A 14,853-nucleotide genomic window follows, 5' to 3' on the forward strand; every position below is an offset into this window, starting at 1 on the left:
GCGTTGGCCGTCGGTTTATTTCTTCCAGGCAAGCGCGTAAAGCCTGTCATCATTGGAAAAAGCGCGGTGAATGTCTTTGCTTACCGCAGCTGAGGAATGATAGATTTCAATGAATTTTTTCAGATCGGGATTGTTCGCATGGTCTTTACGCGTCACGAAGCGAATGGCAAACTGGGCATCTTCTATCCCTGAATAAATCAGTCCACTGGAGGGATCGAACGCTTTGGCTGCAACGATAAAATGCGGGTAGCCCAGAGCAAGATCTACATCGCTGGTAATACGCGCCAGTTGGGGCCCTTCGACCTCCACGAACTGCAGTTGCTTGGGATTTTCCGTGATGTCATCCAGTGTTCCAAGGAAGCCGACATCGGCTTTTAACTTGATCAGGCCTGTCTTTTGCAACAACAGTAAGCCGCGCCCCTGGTTGACGGGATCGTTGGCGATAGCAACTTTACCGTTTTCAGGAATATCAGCGATGGCTTTGTGCTTCAGGGAATACAGGCCGATATTTGACAGAATGCCTGTATCGACGGCAACCAGCTCGAATCCCTGTTTTTCATTGGCATTTTTCAGAAATGGTTCATGCTGGAAGTAATTGACATCCAGGTCGCCGGAATTGAGTGCAACGTTGGGCGTGGTCCAGTCGGTAAATTCAACCACCTTGACGTCAATGCCTTCTTTTTTGGCCTCTTGCGCTGCGATAGTGACCGAGTCTGCATAGGCGCCAGGCACCACACCGATCCGGAGCGTACCCGCCTGTACGGACGTAGCGGCGGCAAATAACAGGAAGACAGAAGCAAGCGTTGCCATGACTTTGTGTATCATAAAAATCCCGAAAAAAAAATGAAATGACGTTCGTGATGCACCTCGGATGCGCACTGAACTCGTAATCATTACAACATCGGCTGTTCCTATATCAAACAATATTTATCATATTTGTTTATGAGCGAATGCGGTTATTTCTATACCCGCTTTGCTTATGCATGGCTACAATAAGACAGTCGAACCAGACGCCAGACGCAACGGCAGCACGTGCGATCTCGCGTGCGAAGAGATTCGACTATTTCTCAATGAACATTTGCAAAGAATGTACGAACGCGCTCCGTCAGTAAGCGTCCAGGCATGAATGTGGGGTAGCAGGCTAATGATCGGAGTGCTTTTTTTTCTATTTGCGTTGATTGCCGCAGTTATATATTATTTTCTGGGAAGAATACCCACGTTGTTGCGAGTTCTTGTATCTATCGCTGCGTTTGTGATTCTTAGTGGATTGTTCTCTTCAGCGATCCTGAAAATCGGCGATCAAGCTTCACCGAACGCTATTACAATTACGCCGGAGATGATGAACGAGGCTGCCAAGCATAAGAAAGAGTGAAGGCAGCACGCTAATCGGTAAGAATCCGAAATGTGACTAATTGGCTGCTGCCTGATAATGTGTCCCTGAAGCTCGCTGGGGTACCGCTTACAGTTCGACTATCAGCTTTTTTTGCGGCTTTCATATGCTATTTTTCTGGGCCACGATAATCTACAAATTGGCGTAGTTTATATTTCTGGTTGCGGTCCTGGGATTAGTGGATTTATGTTGGAGGAATAATGAATAAGGTCTATATTCAACGCGCTGTGCATGGGGATGCTCAAGAGTTAATTGAATTCAATTCACAAAATAAACACTACCATCGTCCTTGGGTTTCACCATTTACAGATCAAACAGGGTTTAAGAACTGGTTTTCACGTTGTCTTACTGCAGCAGTTGTTGGGCTTGTAGTAAGAGAGGAAATATCACGGAAAATAGTTGGAATTATAAATATAAATGAAATAGTAGCAGGGGCGTTACAAAGTGGTTTTCTAGGGTTCTATGGCTCTTCAACAATGGCAGGCAAAGGACTAATGACGGACGGATTGCAATTGGCAGTCAAATATGCTTTTGAGGAATTAGGCTTACATCGCTTAGAGGCCAATATTCAACCGGGTAATACACCTTCAATTGAATTGGTTCGCAGGGTAGGATTTCAAAAGGAAGGATTTTCTCCTAAATACCTGTTTATAGATGGAGCGTGGAGAGACCATGAGCGGTGGGCGATCATTGATAATTAATAATGCAAGTCGCGCTGCACGTCGTAACGTTTGGGTTTATAGCAATTGGACGGAACTTTTCTTAAGGCAACATTTTAGCGTTTCTGCTGCAGCGCTCATCGCTCTATCAGTTGACCACATCAGTGTTAGCGCAACATTATTCAAAGGTACCAGTCTGTGGGCAATCAATCCCCGCTTCTCCGCGTAATGGGCGCCCAGGCTTTCGACGATAGCAACACCCAGCCCTTCAGCGGCCAAAGCACATGCCGCTGAGGATTGCGCAACTTCTATGATAGGCCGATACGGCAAATTCTCTGCATCTATTATGTCCTTTGTAGCTCGTCCCGCAGGTAAGGAAGAAGCCAATACTATTGGAGCAGACCCAGCGACTTCATGCAGGGTGAGGTCCGTGCGTGCAGCCCACAGATGGTCGGGGCGCATCACAGCATATAAATAAAGCGTGGTAAGTTGTTCGCTATTTAAGCGCTTCCCATCTATTGGTTCGCCGATAATTAATCCCAGATCAATCCGGTGATCAGTTGCCATTTCAACCAGTTCCATGGCCGTTCCTGCTCGCAACGTAATGTTCACTTTTGGGTGGCGGCGATTCATACTCGCCAGTGCAGCCGGTAGCAGACTATAAGCTGCAATAGGAACCGCCCCGACAACAAGTCGGGTTAGCGCCTCCTGGCGTAAATTTACGGACAATTGTTCCACTGCTTCAATTCCCGCCATCGCGTTGAGAACTTCTGGAATGAGCGTGCGCCCTTGATGCGTTAAATTCAAGCGTCGGCTTTCCCTACTGAAAAGTGTAAAGCCCAGACGTGTTTCTATCTCACGCAATAGCGTGCTTGCCGCTGGTTGTGTCATATGCACAGACGTCGCAGCTGCCGTGACCGTTCCGTATTGGTACATTGCGCGTAATAACGCGAGATCCTTACGATTAATCATATGATTTTTGTATGAAAACATGTGATCTATCTATTTGACCATAGCTATTACAAATGTCAATAATATCTCGTCACACCACCATGCAAACGTATCAAAGCACTAAGCCATGAATCCTAATCACATCGTTTCGGTCGACTGCATCCCTCTGCGACTGCCTTTTCATCATTGGAGCCCGCCACCTTTATTTGCCGGAAAGCCTCGCAACAAAATCGACAGTGCTCTGGTACGTCTCGTAACCAAAGACGGGGTAGTGGCCTGGGGAGAATCTTACTGTGCAGAACCCGATGCACTCATGGCAGTATTCGAAGCACTGATTTCACCTCTTGTCCAAGGTAAAGACGCAAGTGCCCCCGAGCTTCTGACAAACTTGCAGCGTACCTTACATAATTTGGGTCGATCGGGACCAATCGTTCATGCGTTAGCAGGGTTGGATATAGCTTTATGGGATTTACGTGCGAAACGAGAGAAGGTGCCCTTATATGTTTTACTTGGCGGCAAGCAACGGAGCAAGATCCGCGCCTATGCCTCCTTGCTCCAATACTATAGCAACGCTGAGCTAATTCAAATGGTAGCCACTCGAGCATTGCAAGAAGGCTATACGGAAATCAAATTACATGAAAGAACTACGACTGCGCTGGCTGCAGCCAGAAAAGCTGCAGGCCCTGAAATCCCGATCATGGTAGACACTAACTGTGCCTGGTTGCCTTCAGAGGCACTCGCTATCATCGACGAAATGAAGCAATATGATCCTTTTTGGATTGAAGAACCACTCTGGCCCCCAGAGGATCATATTGCACTTAAGCATCTTAAAAATAAATGTAATGTTCGGTTAGCGGTTGGAGAAAACGCAAGCAGTACTTTCGCACTGAAACAGCTTATCGTTGATGATGCTGTGGACTATGTACAACCTAGCATAATCAAAATTGGAATCAGCGCTTCTCTCGCCATTTCTCGAGAGTGCAATTCAAAAGTAAAGTGCGCACCTCAAGTTGCTTACTTTGGGCCTGGGTTCCTTGCGAGTCTTCATCTTATTGCCTCCTTGGATTATGAAGTAGCTCTGGAAAGGTTGTATGTCGACTTATCCCATATTCCTTATGCACAAACAGTGCCCCTAGTTAATGGCTGGATCGACGTTCCAGATAGTCCAGGTTTGGGAGCCGATCCTGAGCCAGATCTGGCTCAGGGTAGGTATGCCAAGTAAATAATACGAGGAGATATTAAATGCATAATTCAAGAAGATTATTTCTTATTAAAGCTTCACTGACTACCTTTGCCGCATTAACGTTTGAGGGTGTCACCGCCGCCGGAGCTGCATCTTTCCCCGAGCAGCCGGTCCACCTGTATATTCCCTATCCCCCGGGAGCCGCATCCGATACTCTTGGACGCATGGTGGCTGATGTATTTGCTAAGGCTTGGGGTCAGCCAGTTGTTGTCGAAAATCGCGGTGGTGGTGGAACAATCATTGGAACCCGTGCCGTGGCATCCAGTAAACCTGACGGATATACCATCGGAATGGTGGATTCTGCGTTTACCATCAATCCGGGACTCAGAGCTGCAGAATTACCTTATGACACTCTCAATGATTTCTTACCCATCTCATTGATCGCGACAGCGCCTTTTGTATTAGTTGTTCACCCCTCAGTAAAAGCAACAGATATAAAATCATTTATTGAGCTTGCAAAAGCGAATCCAGGCAAGCTTACTTATGCCTCTCCGGGGGTCGGAACCGCACCGCATTTAGCAGGAGAACAACTACAACAACAAGTCGGTATCAAAGTGCAGCACATACCGTATCGTGGAGGCGGGACTGTATTTACGGATTTGCTCGGCGGACAGGTCGATTTTGCTTTTGCTACAGCCCCTACATTGCGAGAATATATCGTGTCAGGCCGTTTGCGAGCCATCGCGACGACCAGCCATCACCGAATCACCAATTTGCCAAAAGTACCCACGTTTGAAGAATTGGGCTTCCCTGGGGTCGATACATCTCCCATGTTTGGTTTGATAGGTCCAGCAAACGTGCCAACTTCTATTGTTGAACAATTTTCCAAGACGATAGCTGACTCAGTTAAGAGCGGGGGACTAGGAAAAAAGCTAGCGGATTTGGGTTTTGATCCCGTTGGTAGCAGTTCATCAGAGTTCGAAACTAAGATTAGAAATGAGATTGAGAAATGGAAGGGGGTGATAAAAAAAGGCTCATTCAAGCCTGAATAGCTCATTAATCACATTTGTGAAAACCCTAGTATTAAGGTGGTATTGCGTGTCTCTATAGGAAAACCTTGACGTCAACAGCAATGTGCTGCGAGCAGCACATTAGTGGTTTAGATTTGATTGCCTGCATGAATGTAAAAAAATAATATCGTTTTTAATTAACTAAGAACTTCTTTTGCGACGGTAACGAAGTTTGCGATTTCTGTTGGAGATGAGAATCCAATTTTGATAAACTACAGAAATGACTAATGCGCATTCATTCGGTCACAATAATATATCTAAGATGATTGAAAACATACGTATACGGGCTTTAAACATGTGTAAAGCCGTAAAAAAAACGTTAGTAGTGGCACTTCCGGAATTGACTCTCTAATCCGTGCAAATATGTTGATGACTCAGGCGCTGTGTCAATTTTTACAGCAACAATCGAACTAACAAAACAGAGTGTAGATGAATAATCTTAAATATTTAGTTACGGGAGCCACCAAAGGGATCGGCCTCGCTATTTCACAGCGTTTAGCTCAAAAGGGACATAGTGTAATCGGCTTGGCGCGAGACATTAAAAATGTAGATTTTCCAGGTAAATTATTTTCGTGTGACCTACTCGATCTCGAACAAACAACACAAACATTATCCAAAATCTCCAACGAGCATGAAATTTACGGAATAGTAAACAATGCTGGCGTTGCTATGCCTCAATCGCTGGAAAGCCTTGACCTTGATTCTTTCTACAAGGTGATTGATCTGAACGTACGTACCGCGATTCTAGTAACGAAAGCATTTATAGAGCCAATGAAAGAAAGACGGGCCGGGAGTATCGTTAACATTGCCAGTAGAGCGATCTATGGGTCGAGAGAAAGGACCTCCTACTCAGCGGCAAAAAGCGCTTTGGTAGGTTGTACTCGTACCTGGGCACTGGAGTTTGCGCCCTTTAATATTAATGTAAATGCTGTGGCTCCAGGCCCTGTTGAAACGGCCCTATTCCGACAATCCAGGCCCATTGGAAGCGATGCTGAGCGCAAGATATTGGCCAGTATACCAATGGCTCGGTTAGGTGAAACAAATGAAATAGCATCTGCTAGCGTTTTTTTTCTTGAACCGGAAAACAGATATGTTACTGGCCAGATATTGAGTGTAGATGGTGGAGCAAGTTTGGCTGGACGATAAGTTACTTCAATTTCTATTAATATTTAACGCGGGCTAGCTTGGCCGATGCCTAGTCCAATATTAAATAGGGCCATCGGTAATTAAAGCGCGCTCACGTTCTACGTGCTGTCGTTCCCTGTCCTACAGAATGTCCATCCTCACCCGAACAGCTTCGTTTCCGCCATTAGCGACCTGTCCATATATGCTTTACTGACCAGCTTTGATTGGAATCATAAACTCTAGGCTGCGATTGGCACCTTCAAATTCTGGCCGCCCTTCTCGCTCAAAATCATTAGAAAATATTGAGGATGCTGATCGAGGAGTCGCAGTGAAGATGGTCCCTGATGGATCGGCCAGTTTGACCAATGACATAGGGCAAGCTTTTTTAGGATGGATCAGAAACCGGCCGATCCTTCACTATCGGCACCCCACCAATGTGTATCAACGCCCGTTGATCCAAAAACCAGTGACCCGGTTAGTTCTTCAGCCGACACTAATCCATTATTTTCTTTTTGGGAAGAGCTTGAGAGTCAAGAATCATGTGACGATGTCGGAAGCACTATTTCAAGAACGTTGACGAGTTGAGCGACCTCTTCATCGTCGCGATAGACCCGCGTAACAGTCCCGAGCACAGGGAAATTGTCTTCTGTTATCTCAATACTGAACTTTAGAATTGTACCGGCTCCAACTAATTTTTCCGCAGATAGCTTGGTGCTTCGTACGTGGAAACGCACATCTTTACCAAAATTTTCTCTCAAAAATTCCCCGGTAACCTGTGACCCTGTTTGCGCGATAATTGCTACTGGCCAACACGGATAAAAAGAAAAATGACCCGCGCATTGGTCTGGGGATAAAGGCCCTGCGTAAGCGTTAAGTCCGCAATCGTGATAGTCCAATCCGTGAAGAGCAATAGCGTGTTGGTAAGGAGACTCTATAGGGGATGGGCAATATTCACTTGCATAATGTTTAAAGCTTCGCTTGAACAAAGAAGGGGAGAGAATGACATATTCGCATTTGAGTTCGGCTATTGCTTCACTACCCCAAGCCTGAGCTGAAATATTCAACGTCCGTTTATCGATGTTCATTACTTGGGCGCTTGCAGAGTAAATCTCATGGTTCGAGGCTGGGTTCACATATTTACGTGTAAATTGGGCTTTGGTTGCCAAATAATATGCTTCGGGCCCATCATGAAGCGCAACGGCCGTACAGCTGCCCAAAATAGCTAAATGTCGTCCTAGTTCGCCCGATGCCACCGGACCCGCCTCATATGACCGAGGCTGCTCAGCTGAAAAATCGCCAACGAGTGAGTTGCCATCCTGCCAGAGCCTCTCAAAAGCAAAATAAGGTCTTTGTATATTAATGCGCTGGGAAACCTCATTCACATCAAAATACTCACACTGTTGTAGCTGTTTCATTTATGCATCCTACATTTCAAAACTAGTTTCAGGCGAAGGGTTAAGTTCTAAAAAATATTACATTTGGCATATTTAAAATAGCATACGAACGCTCAATTTTTCTTACTAATTGAAATTTTTTTTCGATTTGTTTAAAAGCAACAATTCATCCCTCTAATGGAATTTCAACTTTTTAGCAGTTTATTCTGTAGGCACTTATCTGCTATGACATTTAGATATATTCTTCTTAACATATAAGACAAATTTCTCTAACTGGTCCATTCATGGAACCTCGCAGCAAAATCGCATTTTTTGTAAAAGCGGCGGATGCTCGCAGCTTCTCCGAGGCGGGACGCAACCTTGTTCAGCGCCTCGCTATTGCGTGGCGCTATTGAAAATGGTCTGGGCATTTCAATACTGACCCATTTGTCAATAGGGTTACCGCGCGGATCGGATGTAATCTATGGCCGATTCTTTAACACACGATGCTGGGACAAGAATGGAGGACAAATATTTCCTGGCCGCCAGGATCCAATCCGGCCAGCGACAGAAGCTAATGAATCGCTTTTGGCGCTGACCACCATGCTGCCGGTTATGGCTCGCCCACCTGAACAATTGTCTTGCCGAAATTTCGTCCTTTGAGCAGGTCGATCAAGGCTTGCGGCGCCGTATGCAAACCATGGGTAATGTGTTCGCGATAACGCAATTTGCCGTCAGCGATCCACTGCCCCGCCTCCTGAAGAAAGTCGGCTAGCTGTTCTTCGGCATATTCTGTCTGGATGAAACCACGTAAGGTCAGGCTCTTGCCCATGATCTGCGTCATTGTGTTGGAGAGGCGATCAATATTTTCCTGCGCGCCGGACGGCTTCTCGTACTGGGAGATGACCCCGCAAACAGGGACGCGGGCATAGGTATTCAAGAGCGGGAGCACGGCATCCCAAATCTTTCCGCCGACATTCTCGAAGTAAACATCGATCCCGTCCGGGCAGGCTTTGGCTAGCTGCTCTGCAAAGTCCGGTGCGTTGTAATCAGCTACGGCATCGAAATGAAGTTCGTCCGTCAAGTAGGAAAGCTTCTGCGCGCCGGTCGTGATACCTACCGCCCGCGCTCCACGTAAACGGGCGATTTGTCCGACCATAGAGCCGACTGCCCCGCTCGCTGCCGCGACCACTACGGTTTCTCCGGGCTTAGGTTTACCGATATTGCGCAGTCCTGCATAGGCCGTGAAGCCGGTCATTCCAAGCACGCCAAGTGCGGTGGAGGGCGGTGCTACGTCAGGATCTAGTCGACGCAGGTCGCTGCCATTCGAAATGGCAAAATGTTTCCATCCGGAAAAGGCCAGTACCCAATCGCCGACCTGCCAGTCGCCATGACGGGACTGCCTCACGCGCGATACCGTTGCCCCCACGATGACCTGATTGATCTCGATGGGGTCGTTATAGGATTTCTCGGCCCTCATCCACCAACGCATGTAGGGGTCTATTGATAAATAAATGGTTTCCAGCAGTACTTCGCCGTCCTCGGGGATGGGCACTGCCACGTCCTCCAGTCGGAGGTCGGTTGGCTTCAAATCTCCATCGGGACGCGCTGCCAGCACGACCTGCTGATTTGATGACGTTGTCATTACATTCTCCTGCCTATGGTTAATGAGTTTACCTGGTAAGCGGCTTCTCGCTACACTGACATACACAATGTATGTGATTATTATATTAACATACGTAATGCATGTCTATGCATTAATTATTTATCAGGGGGGCTTCAATGGCGCGGCAAAAACGTGCGGATATGATCGCGAATACACGCAGCAAGCTGATTGCTGCGGGCCGAAAAGCTTTTGCAGAGAAGGGCTATACCGAAACCGCCATGGAGGATCTGACTGCGGATGTCGAATTGACACGCGGTGCGCTGTACCACCACTTCGGTGGCAAGAAAGGCTTGCTCGAAGCAGTTATTGCTCAGATAGATGAAGAATCAGCGGCGCGGTTACGTGCTGTAGTCAAGCAGGCGAAAACGCCGTGGGAGGGCTTCGTCCAGGAGAGTGTTGAGTGGATCAAGCTGGCGCTTGAGCCGGAGATTCAACGCATCGTCCTGCTGGATGGCCCGGCAGTTCTTGGAGATCCGGCGCGGGCTGCCAGCCACAGTGCTTGCCTGGTCAGCACCATGAACAGCATTCAGGCCCTAATCGACCAGAACGTTATCAAACCGGTGGATGCGCAGGCAACCGCTTATCTGGTCAACGGGGCGGCGCTGAACGCTTCGCTCTGGATTGCAGGCGCTGACGATCCACATAAAGCATCGGAACAAGCGATTGCCAGCTTTCGTGTGTTGCTCTCGGGGCTGCTACGATGAACCTGTGAAATATTGTTTTACCCTGGGTTTCGCACTATTCAGAAGCGTTGAGGTTCTACGTCAGAGCCCCAACTCTTTGATAGCCGCACCGCACCGTCTATTTTTTCGCGCGTCAGAACCCCAACAGCCTCGTTGATTGTCAGTAATTTATTCCATGTGTGATATCGCAGAAAAAGCATCTGAAGGAGCAACCCAAGAAGAACAATATGTAATCAAGAAATATGCCCATCCTATTTATTCACTATTTTTGAATAAAACGTGGTGGTTGGCACCGGTAAATTAATACGTTACTTTGCAGCAGCCAGAACAAGTTCGGGACTTAATTTCTCCACAAATGATCCCATCGTAAGTTCACCTAAGTCCACGGCCTTGGCACCGCCGCCAGCGATGAAAGTGACATCAGTAATGCCAATAACTTTAAGAATTAAACGAAGATAGTGCGTCGCAATATCACGATCCTGAAGAAACGCCCCTTCAGTATAAACGCCGCCTGAGGCAATAAGCACGGTTGCTTTTTTATCTGTGACCAGGCCATGACCATCGAATCCAAGCGTCTTGCCTTTGCGAACAATGGCATCGATCCACGCTTTCAGTGAGGCCGGAACGTTATAGTTATAAACGGGTGTCGCTATCACAAGTTGATCGGCCGCCTGCAATTCATCAATAAGTTCATCAGAGAGCTGTAGCCGTTCTTTCATCTGTGAAGTGTGCTGATCGGCAGGGGTGAAATATGCCTCAAGCCAATGTTCCGTGATGAACTGTAAATCGGTTTTTACCAGATCTCTCTCAATGATTTCACCCGACGGATTAGCGATTTTCCAGCGCTGCAAAAATGACTGAGTCATGTTGCGCGAGATTGAACCTGATCCTCTGGGGCTGGTTTCTACAACTAAAAGTGTGGTCATGCTGTTCTTCCTTGATGTGTGTGACGACACTATATCCCGCAGGGTCTATCACCGGAAGTGATAAAAATATGATAGTTTTAATCATATTTACCGATGGATATACGGCCAAGGGAGGCATTTTGATCGGAAACCTTACACTTGATCAGCTACGCGTACTGGTGGCAATTGTCGAGACAGGGAGTTTCTCTGCGGCTAGTAAAGCCCTATCGCGCGCGCAGTCATCGATCAGTCAGGCCATTGCCTCATTAGAGGGAACACAGGGTATTTTGTTGTTTGATCGAAGTGGACACCGCCCACGTCTTACCGAGGCCGGCCGTGTGCTCGTTGAACACGCCAGGTTGGTTTTAGCCAGCGCAGGGCGGTTTGAGGCGGTGGCCAAGGGAACCCGTTCGGGCCTGGAGCCTGAGCTGACTATTGCCATTGATCCTTTAGTTCCAACGGCACCATTAATTGAAAGTTTGCGCTTGCTGCGTACACAATTTCCTGATCTGCCGGTGAGCTTTTCAACAGAAGGGCTGGGTGGTTCACTAAGACGGTTACGCAATGCAACGGCGGCTATGGGAATTTGCCTGCTGCTTCCCGCAGTACCAGAAGATGTTGTGGCATATCCTTTACTTCGTATAAAAATGTTGCCCGTCGTGGCAGCGGGGCATCCTTTGGCATCCCTTAAGCGCCCTGTTATGCAAAGTGACTTTGAGGCCCATGTTCAGCTTGTACTTTCAGATCCTGTAGCGACACAGGGACCGGACTATGGTATTTCAAGCGCAAGGCGGTGGCGCTTCATTGACATTGGTCGTCGTATGGATTTTCTGATGGCCGGGTTTGGCTGGTGCCGCATGCCCGAACATCTGGTAGCAAGTGATATTGCCGCTGGAAATCTTGCATTACTGCACATTCTTGACGACCCCACGCCAGAAGAAGGGCTTACTATCTATGCTGCCCACAAACGCAGCGAGGTGCTTGGACCAGCTGGACAGTGGCTGATGACAGAACTGAAGCAACGTTTCGCCTGATGACAATGTTGCGTACTGGCATTTTTGAGCGTTGTGACACAAGGTCCAGTATTCGTTAATGATCGGATTATGCTTTTATATTCAGACGCTTGGGGGGAATATTTTTAAAAAATATTCGCACTAAATATGAAATGTCGAGATGATGTAATTTCACAATTAATAAAAAAGGGTTTAAAGTCACGCAAACTATTTTCACTCATTGTATTGGGCAGGTGTCTTGCTGACAGACGCTAAAATCAGATTATTTGTTGGAGTCTCCATGAACAAAGTTAGTTTTACAACCGTCGACGTCTTCACTTGCACACGCTTCGAGGGTAATCCGCTGGCGGTCATAACCGATGCACGCGGTTTGAGTGATGTTCATATGCAGAAGATTGCCGCAGAATTCGGCTATTCCGAAGTTACCTTCGTGCTACCTCCAGAAAACCCCGAGAACACGGCGCGGGTTCGCATCTTCACCCCTACCGCGGAGGTACCATTTGCCGGGCACCCGAATGTGGGAACAGCCTTTGTGCTTGGCCAACAGTCCGAGGTTTTCGGAAAACCAGTAGGCAGCACGTTACGCTTCGAAGAACAGGCTGGCCTGGTACGCGTGGATCTGAAGCGTGACGGCAACCAGATCCTGTCCGCATCGGTTCGTGCACCCCAGCCCTTCACGACCGGCAGAACAATCAATCCGGAGACAGTCGCGCGTTGTGTTTCAATCCCTCCAGAGGCGGTGCGTACGACTACACATAGCCCATTGGTCGTCTCGGTGGGGTTAAGCTTTGTCGTGGCTGAACTGGTGGATCTGCCAACGCTCGCTCTTGCCCGACCGGATTTGGCACGTTTCAAAGACGCAGCAGGCCCAACGCTGGAGGGCAGCCACGATTTCTCACTCTTTGTGTACGTACGTTCTACCAGCTCACCTTGGGATATCCGAGCCCGCATGTTCGCACCGCTGGACAACGTCTCTGAAGATCCGGCGACGGGCAGTGCGTCGGCGGCACTTGGCGCCTACCTCGTATCACTGGTACCAGAACCAGACATCGTCCGCTCGCTCACCATTGAGCAGGGCGTTGAAATGGGTAGACGCAGTTCAATCGGCATCCAGGTAATAAAGAACGAAGGTGTCGTCAGCGACGTGACCATTTCCGGTTCTTGTGTGCTTGTGATGAAGGGTGAAATTGCATACTAGCGCTGCAGGTTTGCTAACGTTGTCATTGCGCTTAGAGCCGGAGCTGCGTGGCAATACGAGCAGGATCTCGTGCTGCTGCAACGGCATTATGGCCGGAAGCGAGAGCATGGCACGCAATTTACAGCCCCCAAGCCACCACTAGCGTTGGTTATAAACCAACTGCTGATGGATGATTTCGCTCTCTTGTTTAGGGTGGACGCTTCGCTGTACGGGCAAGGGCCGGAAATTCAATTGATTATTTTTTGCGCTTGGCTTCTTCTTCTCGTTCCATACGGTCCAAAGAATGCTCAGTTTCATTTTCGCTGAGCGCTTGTTGTTGCAACATGCATTGATCAAAACTTGCTGACCCGGGCCGTATTCCCAGATTTGCACATTGTTCGCGATATCCATCTGCTTCCATTTCGTCTAATGCCTGGCATCCGCTTAAGGCGCCCATAACAATCAAACCTGCAAATAATGCCGTTTTTGCGGGGAGAAGCCGATGAATCATTTTTATTCCTTTGATAAAGTGATAACTGATATTAAATCATCTATTTGTGTCTATGCAACGCGATGAGATCGATCATATATAACCATATAATTTAATAACTATTTCGAGTGTGATATTTATCTTTGCTTACATTTTTTCTTGCCTCACTCTGAGAATCATGTCGTTTCTGCAAACAGCGATATGGCACACTTGAGCAAGGTTCAATTTTTTTGTCTGCTTTTCAAGGTCATGCTGTTGGCCGAATCTGTCAAAACACAGTCATAAAAAGGGTTTGAAATGAATATTCGTTTTAAAAAAATCAGTTCTGCAATTGCAATTGGCCTGGCTTTGAGTGTCCCCCTGATCCAGGGGTGTGCGTCAACATCAAATGATCCTCGTGCAATCGCTGCTGTTGAAGATAAACCATTTAATGCGTGGTTTGATAATTTGGTGAACCAGATACAAGCCGATCCAAAATATAAACGGATACCGATTGATACGAAAGTGCAGCAAAATGAATTTCTGGTATGGCTGCATGACGCTTACCGTAAAAAGACGAGCAAGCAAGAGCTGACGCAGAAAATTAATAGTACCTACCCAGGCCATGCGTATGAAGCCGCGTTTATCGCTTCAAAACTTCCCTAGGCTTTGCCTTAAGCCGCAGCGTTCGGGGCGCTATGTTAGGCCCCCTATTTTTTATTTACGCGGCGCCGCACCCTCTATTTTTCTCGCGTCAGAATTCCAACATCCTCGTTGATGTTCAGCGGCTTATCCAGAACGTTTAATTTGCCCGCATCAACAGATTGCAGCGTGTTTTTTGATCTCACACCAAATAGCCAATCATCGTCTTTCTTGTTGTTGGAAATAAGGTGTATAAGGGTGTGCTTGCCTTTTTTCTCAATAGTCCAGGTACCGTGTTCGGGCTTCTCTACAGCACCACCAGTGATTAAATATTTACCTTGGTTATCCAGTTTCAGATTAATGTCGTCACCACCGAATGTACCGGGGGGAAACGTTGCCTCTGTTTGAGCATTAGCGGTCGTGACTGCACTATTTCCAGTCTGTGTTGGCTGGGAAGCAACGGTTTGAGCGACGCCTTGCGATCCTAACAGGACCACAGAGCATAAGAAAATAATTTTTATAAAGCGGCTTGTCATTGTTTCAACAC

16 protein-coding genes are annotated in these 14,853 nt (G+C 47.5%); 9 read left to right on the forward strand and 7 right to left on the reverse strand.

Features of this window, described 5'->3' with window-relative positions; genetic code table 11:
- Window positions 1–15: 15 nt before the first annotated feature.
- Window positions 16–825, reverse strand: coding sequence for a MetQ/NlpA family ABC transporter substrate-binding protein (locus tag EV681_RS00370; protein WP_130303022.1), 810 nt, complete (start codon window positions 823–825; stop codon window positions 16–18).
- 319 nt (window positions 826–1,144) lie between these two features.
- Here EV681_RS00370 and EV681_RS00375 point away from each other — a divergent pair, with 319 nt between their 5' ends.
- Together EV681_RS00375 and EV681_RS00380 are read left to right on the forward strand one after the other, a co-directional pair.
- Window positions 1,145–1,372: a hypothetical protein gene (locus EV681_RS00375; RefSeq protein WP_130303023.1), complete on the forward strand. Its 228-nt coding sequence runs from the start codon at window positions 1,145–1,147 to the stop codon at window positions 1,370–1,372.
- A gap of 218 nt (window positions 1,373–1,590) precedes the next feature.
- The gene (locus EV681_RS00380) at window positions 1,591–2,091 is read left to right on the forward strand and encodes a GNAT family N-acetyltransferase (RefSeq protein ID WP_130303024.1); all 501 of its coding nucleotides are present in this window, start codon (window positions 1,591–1,593) and stop codon (window positions 2,089–2,091) included.
- A 36-nt stretch (window positions 2,092–2,127) separates the two neighbouring features.
- Here the strand turns inward: EV681_RS00380 and EV681_RS00385 are convergent, their stop codons facing one another.
- Complete coding sequence (locus EV681_RS00385) at window positions 2,128–3,042, reverse strand: LysR family transcriptional regulator (RefSeq protein WP_242612083.1); 915 nt, start codon at window positions 3,040–3,042, stop codon at window positions 2,128–2,130.
- Window positions 3,043–3,127: 85 nt separating this feature from the next.
- On the opposite strand from EV681_RS00385, the gene EV681_RS00390 reads away from it, so the two are divergent.
- From EV681_RS00390 to EV681_RS00400, 3 genes are all read left to right on the forward strand, one after another.
- Window positions 3,128–4,222, forward strand: coding sequence for a mandelate racemase/muconate lactonizing enzyme family protein (locus tag EV681_RS00390; protein WP_130303025.1), 1,095 nt, complete (start codon window positions 3,128–3,130; stop codon window positions 4,220–4,222).
- Between the two features lie 20 nt (window positions 4,223–4,242).
- Window positions 4,243–5,235, forward strand: a complete 993-nt coding sequence (locus EV681_RS00395) for a Bug family tripartite tricarboxylate transporter substrate binding protein (protein ID WP_130303026.1) — start codon at window positions 4,243–4,245, stop codon at window positions 5,233–5,235.
- A gap of 447 nt (window positions 5,236–5,682) precedes the next feature.
- Window positions 5,683–6,399, forward strand: a complete 717-nt coding sequence (locus EV681_RS00400; protein WP_130303027.1) for an SDR family oxidoreductase — start codon at window positions 5,683–5,685, stop codon at window positions 6,397–6,399.
- A 509-nt stretch (window positions 6,400–6,908) separates the two neighbouring features.
- Here the strand turns inward: EV681_RS00400 and EV681_RS00405 are convergent.
- Together EV681_RS00405 and EV681_RS00410 are read right to left on the reverse strand one after the other, a co-directional pair.
- A complete protein-coding gene (locus EV681_RS00405) occupies window positions 6,909–7,793 on the reverse strand; it encodes a hypothetical protein (protein ID WP_130303028.1) in 885 nt (294 codons plus the stop codon).
- 571 nt (window positions 7,794–8,364) lie between these two features.
- A complete protein-coding gene (locus EV681_RS00410; protein WP_130303029.1) occupies window positions 8,365–9,396 on the reverse strand; it encodes an NADP-dependent oxidoreductase in 1,032 nt (343 codons plus the stop codon).
- 137 nt (window positions 9,397–9,533) lie between these two features.
- Here EV681_RS00410 and EV681_RS00415 point away from each other — a divergent pair, with 137 nt between their 5' ends.
- A complete protein-coding gene (locus EV681_RS00415) occupies window positions 9,534–10,121 on the forward strand; it encodes a TetR/AcrR family transcriptional regulator (protein WP_207226982.1) in 588 nt (195 codons plus the stop codon).
- 287 nt (window positions 10,122–10,408) lie between these two features.
- On the opposite strand, the gene EV681_RS00425 is transcribed toward EV681_RS00415, so the two are convergent.
- Window positions 10,409–11,026, reverse strand: coding sequence for an FMN-dependent NADH-azoreductase (locus EV681_RS00425; RefSeq protein WP_130303031.1), 618 nt, complete (start codon window positions 11,024–11,026; stop codon window positions 10,409–10,411).
- A gap of 68 nt (window positions 11,027–11,094) precedes the next feature.
- On the opposite strand from EV681_RS00425, the gene EV681_RS00430 reads away from it, so the two are divergent.
- Both EV681_RS00430 and EV681_RS00435 read left to right on the forward strand, forming a co-directional pair.
- On the forward strand, window positions 11,095–12,039 hold the full coding sequence (locus EV681_RS00430; RefSeq protein WP_130303032.1) for a LysR family transcriptional regulator: 945 nt from the start codon (window positions 11,095–11,097) through the stop codon (window positions 12,037–12,039).
- A 259-nt stretch (window positions 12,040–12,298) separates the two neighbouring features.
- A complete protein-coding gene (locus tag EV681_RS00435) occupies window positions 12,299–13,216 on the forward strand; it encodes a PhzF family phenazine biosynthesis protein (protein ID WP_130303033.1) in 918 nt (305 codons plus the stop codon).
- A gap of 235 nt (window positions 13,217–13,451) precedes the next feature.
- On the opposite strand, the gene EV681_RS00440 is transcribed toward EV681_RS00435, so the two are convergent.
- Complete coding sequence (locus EV681_RS00440) at window positions 13,452–13,706, reverse strand: hypothetical protein (RefSeq protein WP_128393407.1); 255 nt, start codon at window positions 13,704–13,706, stop codon at window positions 13,452–13,454.
- Between the two features lie 276 nt (window positions 13,707–13,982).
- Here EV681_RS00440 and EV681_RS00445 point away from each other — a divergent pair, with 276 nt between their 5' ends.
- The gene (locus EV681_RS00445; protein ID WP_130303034.1) at window positions 13,983–14,330 is read left to right on the forward strand and encodes a hypothetical protein; all 348 of its coding nucleotides are present in this window, start codon (window positions 13,983–13,985) and stop codon (window positions 14,328–14,330) included.
- A gap of 74 nt (window positions 14,331–14,404) precedes the next feature.
- Here EV681_RS00445 and EV681_RS00450 read toward each other — a convergent pair whose 3' ends face one another.
- Window positions 14,405–14,842: a hypothetical protein gene (locus tag EV681_RS00450; protein ID WP_130303035.1), complete on the reverse strand. Its 438-nt coding sequence runs from the start codon at window positions 14,840–14,842 to the stop codon at window positions 14,405–14,407.
- Window positions 14,843–14,853 lie beyond the last annotated feature (11 nt).

This window comes from Advenella incenata, from assembly GCF_004217095.1.
Classification (GTDB): domain Bacteria; phylum Pseudomonadota; class Gammaproteobacteria; order Burkholderiales; family Burkholderiaceae_B; genus Advenella; species Advenella incenata.